The organism is Leptolinea tardivitalis, from assembly GCF_001050275.1.
Taxonomy (GTDB): Bacteria; Chloroflexota; Anaerolineae; order Anaerolineales; family Anaerolineaceae; genus Leptolinea; species Leptolinea tardivitalis.
In genome coordinates this window covers 1-19383 of record NZ_BBYA01000012.1, presented here as the reverse complement: position 1 = coordinate 19383, position 19383 = coordinate 1, and the positions used below count along the sequence as shown (strand labels likewise).

15 protein-coding genes are annotated in these 19383 nt (G+C 48.7%); 2 read left to right on the top strand and 13 right to left on the bottom strand.

Annotation, left to right across the window (positions count from 1 at the left end; translation table 11 throughout):
- Nucleotides 1–84: 84 nt before the first annotated feature.
- Nucleotides 85–2019 (bottom strand): APC family permease, encoded by a 1935-nt coding sequence (locus LTAR_RS14390; protein WP_062422973.1) that lies wholly within the window; start codon nt 2017–2019, stop codon nt 85–87.
- A 231-nt stretch (nt 2020–2250) separates the two neighbouring features.
- On the opposite strand from LTAR_RS14390, the gene LTAR_RS14385 reads away from it, so the two are divergent.
- Nucleotides 2251–2823: a manganese efflux pump MntP gene (locus LTAR_RS14385; protein ID WP_062422972.1), complete on the top strand. Its 573-nt coding sequence runs from the start codon at nt 2251–2253 to the stop codon at nt 2821–2823.
- Nucleotides 2824–2840: 17 nt separating this feature from the next.
- On the opposite strand, the gene LTAR_RS14380 is transcribed toward LTAR_RS14385, so the two are convergent.
- The 4 genes from LTAR_RS14380 to LTAR_RS14365 all read right to left on the bottom strand — a co-directional run bounded on the left by LTAR_RS14380 (nt 2841) and on the right by LTAR_RS14365 (nt 8976).
- Nucleotides 2841–4931 (bottom strand): HD domain-containing phosphohydrolase, encoded by a 2091-nt coding sequence (locus LTAR_RS14380; RefSeq protein ID WP_062422971.1) that lies wholly within the window; start codon nt 4929–4931, stop codon nt 2841–2843.
- Nucleotides 4932–4949: 18 nt separating this feature from the next.
- A complete protein-coding gene (locus LTAR_RS14375; protein ID WP_062422970.1) occupies nt 4950–5312 on the bottom strand; it encodes a response regulator in 363 nt (120 codons plus the stop codon).
- A complete protein-coding gene (locus LTAR_RS14370) occupies nt 5309–8311 on the bottom strand; it encodes a PAS domain S-box protein (protein ID WP_062422969.1) in 3003 nt (1000 codons plus the stop codon). Before LTAR_RS14370 ends, LTAR_RS14375 begins: the two co-directional genes overlap by 4 nt.
- Before the next feature lie 308 nt (nt 8312–8619).
- The gene (locus LTAR_RS14365) at nt 8620–8976 is read right to left on the bottom strand and encodes a hypothetical protein (protein ID WP_062422968.1); all 357 of its coding nucleotides are present in this window, start codon (nt 8974–8976) and stop codon (nt 8620–8622) included.
- 203 nt (nt 8977–9179) lie between these two features.
- On the opposite strand from LTAR_RS14365, the gene LTAR_RS14360 reads away from it, so the two are divergent.
- Nucleotides 9180–9641, top strand: coding sequence for a hypothetical protein (locus LTAR_RS14360; RefSeq protein WP_062422967.1), 462 nt, complete (start codon nt 9180–9182; stop codon nt 9639–9641).
- Here LTAR_RS14360 and LTAR_RS14355 read toward each other — a convergent pair.
- The 8 genes from LTAR_RS14355 to LTAR_RS14320 form a co-directional block, all read right to left on the bottom strand.
- Nucleotides 9638–10000, bottom strand: coding sequence for a DUF7670 domain-containing protein (locus LTAR_RS14355; RefSeq protein ID WP_062422966.1), 363 nt, complete (start codon nt 9998–10000; stop codon nt 9638–9640). The two genes, LTAR_RS14360 and LTAR_RS14355, sit on opposite strands and share 4 nt — an antisense overlap.
- A gap of 77 nt (nt 10001–10077) precedes the next feature.
- Entirely contained in the window at nt 10078–11220 is a 1143-nt protein-coding gene (locus tag LTAR_RS14350) for an RtcB family protein (protein WP_062422965.1), read from the bottom strand.
- A 373-nt stretch (nt 11221–11593) separates the two neighbouring features.
- Complete coding sequence (locus tag LTAR_RS14345) at nt 11594–11866, bottom strand: hypothetical protein (RefSeq protein WP_062422964.1); 273 nt, start codon at nt 11864–11866, stop codon at nt 11594–11596.
- 277 nt (nt 11867–12143) lie between these two features.
- The gene (locus tag LTAR_RS14340) at nt 12144–15563 is read right to left on the bottom strand and encodes a DEAD/DEAH box helicase family protein (RefSeq protein WP_062422963.1); all 3420 of its coding nucleotides are present in this window, start codon (nt 15561–15563) and stop codon (nt 12144–12146) included.
- Between the two features lie 70 nt (nt 15564–15633).
- On the bottom strand, nt 15634–16182 hold the full coding sequence (locus LTAR_RS16920) for an endonuclease domain-containing protein (protein WP_081420006.1): 549 nt from the start codon (nt 16180–16182) through the stop codon (nt 15634–15636).
- A 212-nt stretch (nt 16183–16394) separates the two neighbouring features.
- Complete coding sequence (locus LTAR_RS14330; RefSeq protein ID WP_269079276.1) at nt 16395–18122, bottom strand: DNA methyltransferase; 1728 nt, start codon at nt 18120–18122, stop codon at nt 16395–16397.
- A gap of 22 nt (nt 18123–18144) precedes the next feature.
- Complete coding sequence (locus LTAR_RS14325) at nt 18145–19005, bottom strand: IS3 family transposase (protein ID WP_236686617.1); 861 nt, start codon at nt 19003–19005, stop codon at nt 18145–18147.
- Nucleotides 19002–19310, bottom strand: coding sequence for a transposase (locus LTAR_RS14320; protein ID WP_062422960.1), 309 nt, complete (start codon nt 19308–19310; stop codon nt 19002–19004). The genes LTAR_RS14325 and LTAR_RS14320 overlap by 4 nt, the downstream gene beginning before the upstream one ends.
- Nucleotides 19311–19383 lie beyond the last annotated feature (73 nt).

The window sequence follows — 19383 nt, the reverse complement described above, 5'->3', positions numbered from 1 at the left end:
TTAAATCATCGGGAATTAAACATATCAGCCCGGCTGACTACCGGGCTGATGTAGAGGGAACCAACACCTGATGTTGTGAAATGGTTAGACCTGATAAGGTACCTCAATAATAACCAGGCCAGGTTTAAAAATGAAACCCATGCGCAGCATCAGCGCCGTCTGGTTATGCAGGAAGTTTTCCCACCAGTGTTTGGGTACAAATTGAGGAACCACAACGGTAACAATCTCATTCGGCTGGCGCATTTCTAGCAGTTTTGAAATATAGTCCATCACCGGCTCCACCAACAGGCGGTAAGGGGAATCAAGTATCACCAGCCGCGTACCTTCGCCATACAATTCCCATTTTTCTTTTACTTTTTTGGATTCCACAGGATCGGTTGATACGTGTACAGAAGTCACATCTTCAGACAGAGTGCGTGCGTAGGATAAGGCTGCCAGAGAGCCGCGGTGAACACCGGCAATCAAAACGATCACACGGTGGCGTTTTATGGTCGTCGAATGATAGTTTTGCAATGAGAGCTTCTTCGCCAGATTCTTATAATGATGATGGATTGAGAAAAAGATGGTCACAAGTACGGGGATGAGAATAATGATGATCCAGGCGCCGTCTTTAAATTTTGTAATTCCAAACACCACCATCACTACAAAGGTGCAGAGGGAACCGAAACCATTAATAAAGAGTTTCCCCAGCCATTTCTCATCGTGGGTGACAATGGAACCAGGCTCGACAATCTGTTCACCATCTTTCAGGTGACCGGATTTCCACCAGCGCAAGGCCATACCTGCCTGTGACAGAGAGAAGGAGAGGAATACGCCGATGGCATACAGGGGAATCAGCCGGGTAACACTGGCCTGAAAAATAATGATGAGCATGCTGGATACAGCAGCCAGAGTGATGATTCCGCGGGAATACACCAGGCGGCTCCCGCGAAAGGTCATCTGCCGGGGCAGGAAGCCGTCTCCCGCATGCAGAGCGGAAAGCCGCGGAAAATCTGCAAAAGCCGTGTTGGCAGCCATGATCAAAATAACGGCCGTTCCAGAGATAAGCGCCAGATAAAGCGGACCCTGGCCATCAAACACAGTACGGGCAAGCTGCGAAATCACCGTTTCTGATTCCGATGGAACAGCATGGATCGGGCTTACCAGGAAGGATATCCCCAGGAAGAGTGTAGCCAGAATGGATGACATCCAGATCAATGTGATGCCGGCATTCTTGCTGCGCGGTTCCTTAAATGCAGTAATGCCGTTGGAAATGGCTTCAATACCGGTAAGGGCAGAAGTGCCGCTGGAGAAGGCATGTAATAACAGGAAGGGAGTTACAGCCGTCAGGAGACCGGCAGTTTCAAATGCAGGCGGGTTGACAACAGTTCCCAGAGTGCCGGTGAGATACTTGAAGAACCCGACACCCACAGTGATGAACATGGTTATGACAAAGAAATAGGTAGGGATGGCAAAAGCCGTTCCTGATTCCTTTACGCCGCGCAAATTGATCAGCATTACAAACAGAACCATACCTACCGCAATTTCAACGCGGAAGGGGAATAATACCGGGAACGCCGATGTGATCTGCGCCACCCCGGAAGAGATGGAAACAGCCACCGTAAGGATGTAATCTGTCAAAAGTGCTGCACCGGCCGTCTGCGCAGGGAGTTCGCCCAGGTTGTCACGAGCTACAATATAGGCACCACCGCCACCCGGATAGGCATGGATAGTCTGCTCGTAAGAAATGGACACAATGACCATTAACGTCACGATCGCCAGCGAAATCGGGAATACATACGTTAAAGCCGATGCACCGGCGTACGCCAGGATCATCAGGATTTCCTGGGTGGCATAGGCGGTGGAAGACAGGGCATCAGAGGCAAAAACCGCCAGACCAATCAATTTGCCGATAGTCTGATTGGGTGCATCCGCTGTTTGGAGTGGATTTCCAATCAGCCAGTTACGCCAGGTTTTTGGAGGTTTGGTAAAACTACCGGGCTCCAGAATTATGGCTCCATTCGTACTTTCAATTTCCATAACAGATAATTCTTTCTTGTTCTACTGGTATTCTTGACCAGAGTAATTCAAATGCAGAATGTTTCAACACATTATGCTAACCCGCCGATATAAAGACGGCATGAGGGGTTTGACAAAAAATATAAAGAAAAAATAAAGATTAGAACCGGTTAATAATCTGGCATATTAAGGATATAAACTGGTTTTTCCGATAAAATCCATATCAGAAATTTTCTTTATTCGGAGTTTTCTTTGGATACTGTCTCCACCCTGATTATCTCCATCGGTCTTGCGATGGATGCCTTTGCCGTGTCGCTGGGAGTGGGCACCAGCCCATCTGACTGTGCAGAAGCCTCCTGGCGGCGTGTTCTGCGTATCGCCTCTCATTTCGGCCTGTTCCAGGCTGGCATGACGCTGTTTGGCTGGCTGGCAGGTTCCACCATTGCCGGCCTGATCAGCCATTTTGATCACTGGGTCGCCTTCGCCCTGCTCGCCTGGGTCGGCGGACGTATGATTAAAGAAGGGTTTGGACCCGAAGAAGATTGCCATAGTGACGATATTACCCACGGAAAAACCATGGTGGTGCTGTGTGTAGCCACCAGCATAGATGCGCTGGCCGTTGGTCTGTCGCTGGCCATGCTTCAGGTGAATATCTGGTCTACATCAGCCGTGATCGGTGTGGTTACCCTGTTCCTGTCGCTGGTCGGGGGTTTTGCCGGTCATGTGCTCGGGTCAAAATTCGGCCAACGCATGGAAGTGATTGGCGGTGTCATCCTCGTAGGGATCGGTTTGCGCATCCTCATCACCCACCTGATGGGTGGGTAATCACCATGTGGCGGGTTTTATATCTCGGAGTTTTTCTTTTTCAGCAAATTTAAGAATACTTCAACAATCATCGGGTCAAAGTGTTTACCTGATTGTTCTTTGAGATATTCCAACACCTTTTCTTCCGGCCAGGCTTTTCGATACGGTCTGTCAGACCGCAAGGCGTCCCACACATCCACAATGGCAAACAGGCGGGCAGCCAACGGAATTTGTTCGCCCTTTAATCCGCGCGGATACCCCGTGCCGTCCCATTTTTCATGGTGGCAGCTTGGAATATCCAACGCCCGATGCAGGTATCCGATTGGAGAAAGCATCTCATAGGCAAATTGCGGATGTTTGCGCATGATCAGCCACTCTTCATCAGTGAGCGGACCGGGCTTATGCAAAATTTCATCGGGTACACCCATTTTCCCGATATCGTGCAGCAGGGCTCCCCGTTTAATGTGAATCAGGTCGTCGTTTTTGATTCCCATAGCGGCAGCCAGTTCAAGGCTGGTTTCCACCACACGCAGGGTGTGATACTCGGTTTCATTATCGCGCAGGTCAAGCGCTCGTGACCAGCCTTCAATGGTGGCATCATAGGCTATGCGCAAGTCAATATTGTTGCGTTGCAGTCCTTCAAACATTTCTGAGCTGTCTATGGCAATGGCTGCCTGCCCGGCCAGGGTTTCCAGGTAAGCATACCATTCCTCATCAGGTTCAAACGGAGTGCGTTTCATGACCTCTAATACTCCCTTGACCTCACCACGGGCAATCAGAGGAATTCCCCAGTAGGCTTTTAAGCCTTCCACTCGCCATATTTCTGCCACTTCAGGCGAAAGGGTTTTTTCAATATCTCCCTCCACATGGATCAACCTGCGTTCCATGATGGCTTTTTCGGCAAAAAACATGCGCTGCCGCATCTCATGGTTCTCTTTGGGCCGCGAGTTGTATCCGATACCTGCCCCGTATTCATAGGTCATGGTATACCGATTGTAAATAATAATATCCGAGGAGTCGACAGAAAGCTGCTCCATCACCTGAGCAAGCACCGTATTCAATGTAGCCCGCAGATCCATATTGCTGTTTATGGCTACATCAATGTTATGCAATGCCGAGAGACGATCTAATTGTTTTTGCACTCTGTTCTGGTTATTCTGGTTTTCAATGGCAATAGCCAGACTGTTGACCAGCGCCGTTAGGTCCTGTTCGTCGCTTGAATCAAAGGCATTTGGTTGTTGACTGAATAACGACAGAACACCTCGAATGTTTTTCTCATAGATTACGGGAATAAACAAAGCGGAATGGATCGATGTATCCAGAGGGATCCATCGTGGATCGGCGGTTGTCTCTGGAATATTTACAATTTTTCCGGTGAGTGCCACTTTTCCAACCAGGCCGGTTTCTTCACCCAGTGAGAAAACCAACCGGTCGTGGTAGGTTGTTTCTGTTTCTTTTGAAAAACCGAAAGAGGCACTTAATACCAGTTTTCTCTCATTTGGCAGGTAATCAAAATAATTAACTTGCTCGTATCCAGCCGTCTCTACAATGGTGATAAGGATTTTTTGAATCATATCAACCGTGGGCATGAGAGTTAAAAACTCACAGGATGCTTTGTAAAGGGCTTCCATCCGTTTATTGGCCCGTTCCAGTTTCAGACTCTTTTCTTCCAGTTTGCGAACCAGTGTTTCACTATAGGTTTTGTAATAATCGTTTCCATTCGTAAGAACTTCAGTTGGGTGGGATTCTTCACTGATTGCCTTCTTATCAAAAACCTTTTTCATTGAACTCAACAAATCTTCGGGCTCTAAAGGTTTTACGAGAAACTCATCAGCACCCAGACTGAGGGCAAAGGCTTCATCTTTGGGATCGGTATAGGTGGCAGTGTAAAAAATAAAGGGGATATTATGCAGTGTTTCACTTTTGCGCCACTCGCGGCACAGGCTGAAACCGTCCATGGTGGGCATCAGGATATCCGATATGACCATATCGGGATGGTCAGAATTCGCCAGGTCTAGCCCGATTTTTCCATTGCTGGCTTTCATAACCTCATATCCGTTGGATTGCAGCAGCATCTCCAACATATACAGGTTCTGAAGGTTGTCGTCAACAATCAATATCTTTTTCATGGCTATGCCTTTGATTAATTATAGGTGTTGTGAAATCTGCGACATGAACGTATCGGGGTCAATCGGTTTTTCGATATACCCGGTACAACCGGCTGCCAGAGCATTTTCCCGGTCACCCGGCATGGCAAACGAAGTGACGGCAACAATGGGAATAGATGCCAAAGATGGCATTTTCCGTAATTCACGTGCCACGGTATACCCATCCATCACTGGCAGTTGAATATCCAGCAAAATCAAGTCCGGTTTGGATTGACCGGCCAGTTTGACCCCCTCGTCACCACTGCGCGCTTGAATCACATCAAATCCATTCTTTTCAAGGATAAAGGTTACCAGGTACAGATTCTGCTCATTGTCTTCAATGACGAGGATTTTCCGATTCATGATTCTTTTCCTTTTCGCGGCAAGGTGAAGCGGAAGGTGCTTCCTTTGCCATATTCGCTTTCTACCGATATTTGGCCGCCCAGTAATTCCACCAACCGTTTGCAAATGGATAATCCGAGGCCCGTACCTTCATATTGTCGGGTAATGCCGGAATCAATCTGTTTGAAAGGTTTGAATAATAATTCCAGATCTGCAGGTTTCATACCAATGCCGGTATCACTCACACTGAAAACCATCCATTCATCTTCCGCTTGGCAGGTCAGGTCTACCTGACCCTGTTCGGTGAATTTGATGGCGTTGTTTAATAGATTCAACAGGATCTGTTCAACCCTTCGGCGGTCGCTGAATAATTTGATTTCCGGCGGATCAATTGTCCACGATAATTGCAATCCTTTTTTGTCGGCCATCGGTCTGACTTTATCCAGACTTCGCTGCATGGATTCGCCCACATCAAATTCTTCTTTAAAAAGAACAATCTGATCAGCTTCAATTTTGGAGATATCTAATACATCATTGATTAAATCGAGCAGATGGCGGGCACTCCCCTGCACCATCTTGAGCTGTTTCTCCTGTTCTTCACTCAGCGGACCCACCATTTTTTGCAGCAGTATGCCGGTAAACCCGATGATCGAATTTAACGGGGTGCGTAATTCGTGTGACATGGTAGCCAGAAACGCTGATTTCAACCGATCGGCGCTCTCGGCTTTTTTAACGGCTTCTTTCAGACTCTCATTTAGTGTCTGGGTTTCCCGGTTTAATGATTCAACCTCTGCCACCCGCCGCGCCAGCTCTTCGGTACGTTCAGCAACGCGCGCTTCCAATTCTTCCGCATGTTTGCGTAATTGCGCATGCAGCCTGGCATTCTGGATAGCAACAGCGGCTTGAGCGGCCAATGATTCAGCCAGGCTTTGATATTCGGGAGTGAAAAAATTCTCTGTCTTTTTATCCAGCGAAAACAATCCCACCACCTGCATCCCTGCAATCAAAGGGACTCCCATCCAGCTCTTTCCCCGGTCTTTTCCCCCAATTTCTTCCCACCCGGGGTAAGCATGGACGTTGGACACCACGGCCGTTTTCCCTTCGGCAATCAATTGCGACATAAGTGGATTGCTCTGGAAGTTTGCCAGGGTTGTGGAAACGATTTGATCATCACATTCCTGTGAAAATCCTCGTGAGGCTAATAGTTCCAGCCGGTTATCGTCATTGACCAGGATCACTCTGGCACGGTCATACGGAACGATTCGCGCCAGATAGTCCAGCATAATTTTCAGTACTTCATTCAAATCAAGGGACTTCGATAAAGCCAGGTTGGCAGCCTGGATGGTCTCTTTAGCATCCACAGCCGCCTTTTCTGCCTGAAGGGATCGTTTCAGGGCAGTCTCAGCTTCTTTGCGGTCAGTGATATCCGTAATGGTGCCTACATAGCCCACAATCTGATTATCGGCATTCAATTCAGGAACCGCCTGACCTATAACCCAGGCAATCGAGCCATCCGGCCGGATAAAACGATAATCTGCCTGAGAACGCTGGTGTTCCGATGACGCTTTTTCCCAATCGCGGCTAATGGCATCCCGGTCTTCAGGATGCACAGCTTTTAACCAGCCGTATCCCATGGCTTCTTCCGGAGATAGACCAGAAATCTGGCTCCAGGTCGGGTTGACATAATTGGTTGAACCATTTACATCGGTTCGGAAAATTCCCACTGGTGATACGCGGGCCAGGGTGTGGTAACGTTCTTCGCTTTCATACAGGGCGCGTTCCGCCTTTTTCCGGTCGGTAATATCCCGAACAATGGCGATTACTTCTGAATCTCCACTGGCAGAAAAACGCACTTCATAATCATGTTGACCATTTTGTCCTGGCAGCACATATTCACGCACTACAACTTCATGTGAGTTTAATGCCTTTGTGATGCATTCCATCACCGATTTTGCCACATCAGAAGAGAAGATTTCGCCCACATTGCGCGACATAAATGACCCCGGTGATGTGGTGAACGTACTTTCATCGACAATGTGATAGTCCAGGAAAACACCCTCACGACTGATACGAAGAATCAGATCAGGGTAGTTTTCGAGCAACGCCCGATACCGAATTTCACTGGTGCGCAATTTTTCGGTTTGGCGGCGAATTTCAACTCTGGATATCACAATGGCTATCAACAGAACCAGAACAATGACACTGGCCACCGGCAGACTGGTTGTCACCCAGGCTGGTGTCACCTCGACCGGTTTTTCTCCCAGATAGGTGTAGAGTGCTTTGTAATACGCTGAGTCATTGACGGATTTAAGCTGGGCAATATCTTTATCAATGGTGCGGGTCAGATATGACGTAAATGAACCGTTTTTTGGAAGCGCGAAGCGAATCTGGGCTGGCTGTAAAATGATGGGAGAATGTTCTAACCCGAATTTTTCTTCATTCAGATCACCGAAATCTTTATTGGCAATCCCGGCATCGGCCTGGCCGTTCTTTACGGCATTAAAAACGGCGGAATAATTACTGTAGCTGACAAAAGAGGCTTGTACGCCAAATTTCTCGGTCAGAACTTTAATGCCTTCTGATCCGTCGAAATTTAAGCTGCCCTCCAATCCGGCAATCATTTTTCCTTTAAGATCAAGGATGGTCTGAATGCCTGAATGTGGCCGTACGTATACGCGAGCCCAGCTGGTGAGCACGGTTTCCTGTGTGAAGGTAAATCTTTCTGCACGTTCAGGCGTCCAGCCAACATCGGGCATAAGGTCAATCTCATTCCGGTCCAACCGGTTAAGGCATTCATCCCACGTTCCCGGCACCCATTGAATAGTCCAACCTTCTTTGGCTGCCAGATACTTTATTATCTCCGGCCAGAATCCTGCCGGTTTGCCGTCGCTGCTGGTGTAGATTTTAGGCGCATTTTCATAGAGCCCTACCCGAATTGTGTAATTCTGGGGTATTTCCATCGATCCCATCAGGCCAAGACTGATGAATAAAATGAAAAGGAATGAAAAAAATCGACGCATAAAATGGGCTCTACCAATCAACGAAAAAGTATGGAAGAAGGAATTCTAAGAACCTGACTGGTTGTGGTCTGTCATGATTTCGGTTCCTGATTACGGTTTGCACATACCTCCCGGGAAAGAGACTATACCCAATTCAACATGATAATAGTAACAAAAATACAGTCAAACGGATTAACAGACCTGCAAATAAATGGGTAATCTTTTATGCCTGTATTGTGGCGGTTTGCCTCATTTTTCTGTAGCAATTCTCTGCTACACAGTATTCAGTTGTGATTTGCACACCAGGGCAGCCGATATTTTCCTGGCCATCAGGATACCAGCCAGTCCATGGCTGCCTGTCGGTCATCAAAGGGGACTGTTTTGTTCTGCGTGAATTTGCTGACAATTTCAAGAAATACTTTGCGGGGACCGCTCATTCCCAGAATAGCTGTTTTTGCGGTGATTTTCCCTGATACATGCGAAGATACCTCTTTGAACTGGTTTAAGACTTCAGGTGAGACGAGTGTGCCGGTGGCATCAACCATTACGAGGGCAATCTTCTCCGGGGCGCTGGCAACATATTTCTTAACCGCATCTACTTCACTCTTGACCTCTTCCGGTGTCATGTGATCATACCGGGCAATAAAAACTTTTTTTCCTTTATATTCTTCGAGACCTGATTTCATGTTTCCCTCTTCAGATTTTGCAGATTTAAATGTTATACAGTGATGGCTTTATGGAGAAAATTCCATCATTAAGTAGATTAATGCGGAATCTTCTCTTTTATAATAAATTCATCATTAATAAATTGACGAGATGTATCAGTGCGGGCATTCCTCTTTTTTCGTGAAATCCCACACCATCCTTCAGACTCAGATCAGCTTTCAGAATGCCTCAAAATCCTTATTCCCCCTTCTCTTCCTTTATTCATTTCATTTCTCTTGCCCGCCAGGGAAAGGTCAGGTTTCCTAAAGGGCTGAAAGGCACCCGTATCCGGCTGGACGACGGGGAATGGCTCGTTCTACGCGAACTGGTCATTTCTCCTGAATTGAATTCACCCGAGCCAGAGGCTGTTTTCAGGCCGCGTTTTCATATAAAAGGCATGAGCGCCCGTCAAAATGAATGGTTTTCCTGGCTGCCCATTCCTTTCTTTGCCGGGCTGCCGGGATTCCGTCGAAAACTATGGCTGCTTGACCCCGCCAGTGGAGATTTTTCGGGTTATTACGAATGGCAGACAGAATCCGATGCTAACGCCTATGCGCAATCTTTCGCCATGCGTTTTATGACCGCTCGGTCTATCCCCGGCAGTGTTTCTGCCCGGATTCAGAACTGCTCTGCCCTGTTTCGCTAATGGGCCAGTTTCAGGCCATGACGGCTGCGCCAGGCCAACAGGTATAGCAGCCCGGTGAGGATCGTGGGGGCAGTGATGACGGCATGCACCGACCAGTGGGCATCCAGATTCCACAGCATATAGGCCATACCGAGAAGCACAAAGACTACCGCTCCCAGCCATTCACGCTTCCAGGCCGCCCAGATTACCACCGCCAGAACCATTGACGGGATGTTATGAATGAGAAAACCGCCTAGAACTCTCCAGATATCGCTCGTTCCATCAAAAACATCCAGCGAAAACACCGCTATAAACAATGCCAGAAAAATGGCCATCACCCGAGGCGCCCATATGATCAACGAGTTGGTTTTTTGATCCATTTCCACCTCCCCTGCCCTTGCAGGCTGATTCCATATTCATCATAGCGCAGGCCGGACTAAATTCAATACCCCAAAGGTCACCCCTTGATCACCGCCAGCGGGCGCAGTTTGACCACAATCTTGACCAGGTCTTTCTGCTGCGCCATTACCTCGTCTATGTCCTTGTAGGCACCGGGAGCTTCATCCAAATCGTGCTTTGACCGCAGTCCATGGATGATGCCCTTCATTTTCTGCTGTTCACGTTCAAGGTCCAATTTGCGGGAGGCTTCGTTGCGCCCCATACGCCGCCCTGCCCCGTGTGAAGAGGATGTGAAACTCTCTTCACAGCCCAATCCCTCGGTGATGTAGCTGGAGGAGCCCATCGAACCGGGGATGATACCAGCCTGCCCTTTGCGGGCGGAGGTAGCCCCTTTGCGGTGCACCAACACTTCATGGCCGAAATGGGTTTCCACAGCGGCATAATTATGGTGGATGTTCACGCTTTGGGTGCCGGTTCCGCCGGTGACGGCTGTGATGGCGCCCAGGCAGCGTTCCACCATCAGCGCACGGTTGGCGCGGGCAAAGTCAAGACAGTAATTCATGGCCTTCAGATACTCACGCCCGTCCGATGAATCAACTGGCAGGAACGAAAGATCAGGGTCCGGCAGGTTGACCCGGCCTCGGGCGCACAGGTTCCTGGCCAGACGATGGTATTCGCTGGCTGTTTTTAATCCGAAGTTTCGGCTGCCCGAGTGAATCATCAGCCAGATGAAGCCATCGTCACCCTGCTGGATCTCAATAAAATGGTTGCCTCCGCCCAGTGTGCCCAACTGGTGCCGGGCGGAATACAGTTCCTGCTGGATGATGGGGATATCGGGGGCACGGTCGAAACCGTCCCACGGCTGCGGGTGGGGGTGATGTTTAAACCCCACCGGCACCTCTGACCGAATGATGGTCAGAATCTCCTGTAGTTCATCGATGCTGATGCGCGTCAGACTGGTGCGCACCGCCGCCATGCCGCAGCCGATATCAACCCCCACGGCATTGGGGATGACCATGCCATCGGTGGCCAGCACGCCGCCAATCGGCATACCGTAACCGGTGTGCGCATCGGGCATCACCGCCACCCAGCGGAAGGCAAAAGGCAGGTTGGCCAGGTTGCGCGCCTGCTGCAGGGCAGCCGCGTCAATATCTGACGCCCACAGTTTGATGGGAATTCGCTCTGACGTGATGATCTGCATACTAACAGGATAACACGGTGAGGGCGGGTTGGCGCAGTCTTCTGCCAGTTGACCAACGACTGCATGATTAAAGAATGAAGTCAGACAGGTTCGTCGATGACTGTCTGACTTCCGCTTCCGGTTATTCCCCCATAACAATCTGCCTGCTGCTTGAAGGATTTTGTGGGATTAAATCAACAGGAGTTTCCGGTTCGATGTCTGCCATGAAAGCTATAGACGCCATTATAGGGAATCAAACCGAATTAACCCATTCCCCAAACGGGTTAATTCTGGAAAATATCGGTCTGAATACACCGGCAGGGTGCCGGAAGAGGCGCCCGGACGGGAGGTTCAGGCGTCAATAGTACGCTGAAAAAAAGGGTGCTTCGGCGGCTTAGTCTTGCCCGCGGTCTTGAAAGCGCATCACCTGATAGCGAGACACAAATTCATCCACCGTCATGCGGATGAAGGAATCGCGCAGGCGGTGTTTTTTGCCGCACAACGGGCAGGGAACCTCGTCGGCATCGGCTGGAGCCACCAATAACATACTGACACCGGTTGTGCATTGAAAGATACCGAAGAGGTGCATTTCACCATTGGCGAAGATCGGGGCAGAAGTCGCGTACAGGTCTTGCAGGGTGCAAAGAGACTGGTCTTTTTCGTCCATCGTGCTCCTCCTTCTTGCAGGTATTCGATTGGTAAGGCTTCTAATATCATTCTACCGTCAAACCGGTGCGTATTTCAAGCGGGGGTGTTTCGCGGGCTGAGCGCTGTCGAAGCCGCGGGGACGGGCCCTCGACAGGCTCGGGCAGCGGGGGATGCGCTCGGGCAGCAGGGGATATTCCGCTGGCTGAGCGTAGTCGAAGCCATCGGGGAGAAGGAGTGGTTTTCTCACCAGGTTATTATTGGAATCATTCTGGGAATCCGGATTTCTTGTGATCATCTTACGAATGAATTGCCGTATATATAGCGGCTAGCCCGGTTATCCAGTTTTTCATCTCTTGCTTTGCCAATGCAGACTCAGTCAATTCTTTCTCTTGATGTGCAATATAGGTATTCCGAAAAGTTCGAATGTGATCAAGGCGTTCACCAAGTTGACTCTCATTAAATTGTGAAAACTGTGTGCGTATTGCCTCGTATAATCCGCCGGTCTTGTCCTTAGCCGTTTTTGCATATTCCAGACAGAAACCCAACTGTCCAAGCGGCATGATAAAAGCCTTATACACCAGACCCTTTTTTAATCCTGCGGCATTCTTTCTCATCCAATCTTTTTCTTTTTCAGATACTAACAAGAAAGGAGGATCAAAGAAATCCTGCTGGTCTACCTGTTTTTCTGGAATTAATGGTTCTAATAACGTGATGACCATGCTTTTGGCAGCGTCATCCATTACACCCAGCAAGGTTGTAAAACAAGGTGACAGAGAACCTCCTTTATTTTCCAGAAAGGTCAATAACGCCACAGATTCTTCGATGGCTTTTCGATATCGTGATGGAAGACTTTCCAGCGTATCACGATCAATATACAAATCGACAGCCTCTTCCCTGCGGGCAATTGAAACTTCGTAAAATGGTAACTCCGGTTGTAAAGTTTGTACCTCGGCTAGTAAATAACGCAGAGTCGGTTCACAGGCATTAACCAACATAGCCATTGTTGAACCGTGTAAGTTCTGGAAAACACCTTCTGGAATATACAGATAATTCCATTTCGTTCTACCGGTGGAGGCAGATTTGCACCATGATACAGCTGCCCTGACCTTGTTTGGTACTTCGGCATCTTCACGCCCTTTTGTCTCTACAAGCAGATAGTTTCCATCGGTCAAACGAACAAAGAAATCAGGCGTATAGAAAGCCAGGCGATTTCCACTGGCGAGATAATCTATGCGCAGTGCCTGGGGGCCGGCATTTTTACTGAATGCAGCTACATCTTCACTCCGGTCGGCAAAACGTGCAAATGCCACTTCCAATTGACGGTTACAGGGTACAAGATTGAATGGTGTTCGAGCAGCCAGAAGAGTTGGATGAAGCTCAGAGCTGGTAACCTGGAAAGGACGCCAGTTGATTACCGGCTGTTGTTGACCACCGGCCACCCGCTCTTCCGTCATAGTTGTTTTTGCCCGCAGAACAGGCAAGAAAACAGCCCGGATATATTCACGAACATCATCATCCCCCAGCCGGGCGATCAGCTTGGGATCAAATAATGTCGTCTTACTTTCGAACAGATCATTTTCTAGATACTGTTGGATTAGAGGAGCCAAAACCTGGTGGGTTCCGCTTAATCCACAGGCATGTTCAAGTTCTTCACGATAAAACGCTACGGCACCGATTCCGGATTGCAGTAAGGGAAGCTTAAACTTCATCTGTTCCACTATTTCATTGGTGATCAAAGAACGACCTTCGTATTCAATTTCTTCCCTCCGTAAACCAGAAAAAAGCAATTTAGGGTATCGGGCAGATGCTGCTTTAATTTCCTCGTACGATAAACCATCAAGATTATTAATGATGGTATAGGCAGGGCTGATACCAGGAAGAATAATATTCAAAGCCTGTAAATCTTTATTCAATTCGTCTGGGAAAATGCTGACAGTCGTCCGGGGTACCTGATCTGTATCAACGATTTCGATCGGCAAACCTTCCTGATCCAGTTGTTCCTGGTACATCTTTGTAAAGGCTTCATGCTCTACAACTGTCACAGTTTCTAATGCCTGACCCGGCAAGGTCATACGCCGTAATCCACGACCGAGTGTTTGTTCGGGCAGAATGTTGGCTTTGGAACTATATGGCCGCAAAGGTACGATGGTGGTGACGTTACGAACATCCCAACCTTCCCGCAGCATCAGGACGGAAACAATACAGCAATAGGGACTTGTGTCGGAATCCAATTCACGACTCAGCTGTCGAAGAGCTTTCAGATCATCATCACTGATTTCTTTTTCATTGATTTCAAATTCATAGTAGGCTTCTTCGCCTCTTCCACGTTTCTTCAATTGCCCTTTTAAATTCGTATGAAGATTGATGGTTTTCTTATTTAATTCCCGGAATTGTGGGTCAGTATTCAACCGGCGGGTAATTTCATCAGCCGATTTTGTATCCTCTGTCATCACAAATAACAACGCCTTTTTGCCGCTATGCTCCCATTCTTCACGACTTTTCAACCAGCGTTGATATCCCAGCATTAAATGTTCTTCAAAGCGACGGTCTGCCGCTTCATCAGCTCTTTCATGCAGGTTTTGTCCCCGGCCAATAATGGGTGTCTTAACAATACCTGACTCAACGGCCTCACCAAGAGGTGTGTCACAGATGATATGTTTAAATAAATTTCCCTTATTGTCTTTTGGAGTGGCAGAAAAATCCAATTGCGCTGTTATTCCCGTTCCGTGCATTCGCACAGATTCATCCAATGTGAATAGAGCTTCATTCCAGGCAGAATCAGGATCCCAGACATGGTGAGCTTCATCATTCATGACCATGATTTTGGGGTGGGCTGAGATACGGGCTCGCAATTCAGCGCCAGTTTCCAACGCCCGCGCACGGCTGACGGTAGGACCTGCCCAATCATAATAATCGTCTCCACGTGTTGTTTTACGTGGGGCAAATAAACGGTGTATGTTCGTCAGGTAGAGCACGCCCCCTGTAGCTGACCCACTGGCTTCATCCTGTAAGACTGTGGTCATGTTCCAATCACCCAACCAGGCGGGTGGTATCAATGGGTCTTGGTCAAATATTTTTCCTTCGGCAAAATCCATTTTAAGGCGCTCAAATACGGTGAGGTTGGGTGCTATGATGACAAAATGCCGCGCCATGTCAGAATCCGATTCGCGCAGGGCATGGAAATAACTCCAGACCAATGCCAGACTCATGATTTTCGTTTTTCCGGCACCGGTTGCCACTTTGAAGGCATAGCGCGGCCAGCGATCTTCGTCCGGGGTGATACCAGCAGCAGCTATCTGGGCGGCATTTTCCGATGTTTCCTGATTTCCGTCCAGGCTGAAAAATTCACCTATCAGAGAAGAAAGGCTGGTAATGCCGCGAACTTCGCGCAGGTATATCAGTGTTTCGATGGCTTCTCGTTGGCAGAAGTAATAGTTGAATGGATATGTTTGCCCGTCTGGGGTGGTAATGCGATGATCTGACCAGAACCAGTGAAACAATAATTCACGCGATGTCTGGCTAACGCCGGGGTATTCGGCTTTCCGCCATTCAGACGTGAGCAAACGCAAATTTTGAACTATAGGAAGTGGGCTGGGACGGCGACCTTTTTCGACTCTGGATGGCTGGCCCTGTTCAGCCCGGACTCGGTGACTGGTTGGCTCTTGCCAGGGTTTATGAAGTGGTTCAAGTGCATTGGTGTTGATGGTATCCGTCATTTTCCCTCTCCTAACCTCCCCCTGAGGGGGAGGAATTTTCCTGTGCAATTCCTATTTCACAGCATTATTTTTATTCTTCCCCCTTCGGGGGTGGAACAACCTCTTGTGTTTTCCCTTCCCCGTTCAGGAGAGAGCAACGATCTGTTGCGTTCCTCCTTCCCCCTTCGGGAGAGAGCAACGATCTGTTGCATTCCTCCTTCCCCCTTCGGGAGAGAGCAACGATCTGTTGCATTCCTCCTTCCCCCTTCGGGAGAAGGCCGGGATGGGGGCATCTTTCCTGACAAACTCGTAAAATCTCTTCCATCACCCCATCCAAATTCTTCAACACATCATCATTGGTAAATCGAATCACCCTGAGTCCCTGTTCTTCAAGCCATTCAGTTCGGTTGGCGTCATATTCTTCCTGTCCGGCATGTGAATCTCCATCCACTTCCACCACCAGACCGGCTTCATGGCAGAAGAAATCCAGAATGTAGATCCCTTTGGGATGCTGCCTGCGCCACTTCCAACAGGAGATCTCCCGGTCACGTAGTACAGACCACAATCGTCGTTCCGGGTATGTCATTTGACGGCGTAATTCTCTGGCTCTTGATAAGGATTCTGTTGTGTGATCTTGCATTGAAGCTCCGGTTCTTTTCCCCCTCCTTGCCTCCCCCAGAGGGGGAGGTTACAAAAAGTTTTTCCAGAGTGGGGGAGGTTACAAAAAGTTTTTCCAGAGTGGGGGAGGTTATAAGGAGTTTTTCCCAAGTAGAAGATATTGGAAGGCCTTCCGATGGAGTTATTTTATTAATGAAAGTTCTCCTCCCCCTGTGGGGGAGGCTGGAGGGGGTTTTACCCTTCAACCTCCAGCGTAATGGAAGTATCTACACCGAATACATCAACCACTTTGACACATACCGTATGACTGCCAGAATCCGCATATACAAACGGGTCGGTAATTGTGGGTAGTTTCCGGTCTTTCCGGGTTCGATAAGCCTGCCAGTGATGATTAAAAGGTTGACCAGGATGAAAATCAAAATCGACGGCCCAGAAATCGATGAAATCAAACGGGGTTTTAGTTGCCCGTTCCTGCAAGGCTTCCACCTCTTTGAAAGGCACTTCGGTCAGGGACGGCAGGAATCGATCCAACCGGATACGGATGGCTTTATTCCCCCTCCTAACCTCCCCCACAGGGGGAGGGAGTTTGGAGCTATCTCCCACAGGGGGAGGAACAACAGCACCTTCCCCCTCCGGGGGAAGGCCGGGATGGGGGCTAATCACCGGTTCATCACCATTGGCCGCATTGACCACCGCCGATGCCGCCAGATTGGCCATTTCAAAAAACGGCGGCGGAGTGGTGCGATTTTTCTCCATAATTTCGCGCGGAATGTGGAACAGGCGGATGCGTACGCCCAGTTCCTGCTGCAGAGCATCGCAGGCCATGCGCAGGTCCATTTCGAATTCCCAGGCCAGGCAGTGCAGTTCGCGGGCTCCGGCGGTCAGCGCCGCCTCGGCGGCCGCGCGTGCTTCGGCCCGGGTGAAGATCGAATCGATGGCATCCACATGCACCAGGGCTGGACCCTTGCGTCCGTGCAGCAATGGTGACACAGGGTTGGGCAGTACTTCGGCCCGGTAGAATTCGAGCACCACCCGGCGGTGTTCGGAATCAGCGCCGTGCAGACGTTCTTTCTGCCACCATTGGCGTTCATACCGGCCCAGGTTGTACACATCAAACGAGCGGTACGGCTGGTTTTCACTGTGCAATTTGCGCTGCAAATCGATCAGCCGCTTGCGGCTGGTGTGGATGGCAAACCGGCCGAGATCAGCCATGATCCAGCGGCGGCCCAGGCGTTCGGCCACCGCGCCGGTGGTGCCGCTGCCGCAGAAAAAGTCTGCCACCAGGTCGCCTTCGTTGGATGAGGCTTTGATGATGCGCTCCAGCAGGGCTTCGGGTTTTTGGGTGGGATAATCTACTCTTTCCATAGAAGATGTGTTTACAATTGGAATTCTCCAAACTGCATTGAGACATTTCCCATTCTTAACAACTTCATCTATAAAGATTTTATAATCATGGCTTTTACCTTTTCCAGAATGCCCCCAAATCCATTCTCTACCATCAGGATCAGTATGTACTTCCTGTTTTTTCATTTTTATGTATTCTTCACGAGTTATTTCTTCGGTTACTTCGTTTATTTTATGAAGGCTACTATTTGAGTAAAAAAATATAGTATTATGTTTGACATTAAATTTTTGTTCTGTATACATCAAACGGCCTGTAAAACTCCAAATAATTTCGTTTCTAAAATTATCTTTACCAAATACTTCATCAAGAAGCAATTTGAAAAAACTATTTACACGCCAATCACAATGAACATAAATGCATCCATGTTCAGAAAGAAGCGATTTCATTAACAGAAATCTCTCATACATTAGCTGGATAAAACTATCTGTACCATTCCCCCACATATCCTTGTAAGCTATCATCTCAATTGTTGATTGATCTTTTTCGATTTCTTCCTCTTCCCCCAGCGGTACATTCATGGTGAAATCGGCGCCCACATCAAAGGGCGGGTCTGGAATAGGTCAAAAAAAGTGGACACATTTAATGTCCTGAAATTTGCTCGAAATCCGCTGGGCTACGATAACCCAGGGAAGAGTGCAATCTTTGGCGATTGTACCAAACCTCAATATACTCGAAGATAGTAGATTTAGCTTCGGCTCTGGATGAGAATTGCCGGTAAGCACATTCGCTTTTCAATGTGGCATGAAAGCTCTCCATAGCCGCATTGTCATAACAATTCCCGGTTCTGCTCATACTGATCTGGCATTTCGCAGCTTCCAACAACTTCAAATAGGCTTCGCTCGTGTACTGGCATCCGCGGTCGGAATGATGCAGTAAATCAACCTGCGGATGCCGGTTGACCACGGCCATTTTCCAGGCTTTCTCAACCAGTTGTGTGTTCATCCGGTCTGCCATAGCCCACCCCACGATCTTGCGAGAGTACAGGTCCATGATGGATGCCAGATAAAGCCAACCTTCGGCCGTGTCGATATAGGTGATGTCACCCACCCATTTCTCATTAGGTTTGGTTGCCTGGAATTTCTGGTTCAATATGTTAGGGGCTATCCTGTCGCCATAGTGCTGTTTGGTGGTCTGTGGATGCCACCTGCGGGCTTTCAATGGGATCAGATGGGCCTTTCTCATCAACCGTGCCACCCGAAAACGGGAATAGTTGTACCCTTTTTGAAGCCAATACTTGTGTATCCGCTGACTGCCATAGGTGTACCGGCTGAATAGAAAAGCTTCTCTGACCTTTTCCAGTAATTCGGCATTGGCCCGCGATCTGGCACTTTCGGGCCTCTGTTTCCAGGCGTAGTACCCGCTGCGATGTACTTCCAGTACTTTACACATTCGTTTGACGGAGAATATCTTCTCATGGGCCGCTATGAAGGCGTACTTCAATGGCTTTTTCGTGAGAAGATGTTGATCGCTTTTTTTAGGATATCTCTTTCCTCCTCTGCGTTGGATAGTTCTTTCTGTAACCGGCGAATTTCTGCTTTCGCGGCTTCCAGATCACTGGGTACAATTTGGGCAGGTTCTCCTGCTCTCTCCATGATCTGATATCGGTCACGCCACTTTACCAGCATCCCAGGTGTTATTCCCAATTCCCGCTCGATCTGCATGGCGCTTTTATCTCCCCGTTTCAGCAATTCAAGCGCCTGGATCTTGAAATCCTCTGAATACTCCCTGTACTTCTTGTCTCTCATCTCGTCTCTCCTGATCTTGTTAGTCTACTTGATCAGGACATTTTTCGTGTCTACTTTTTCGCTCGTTTCCAGT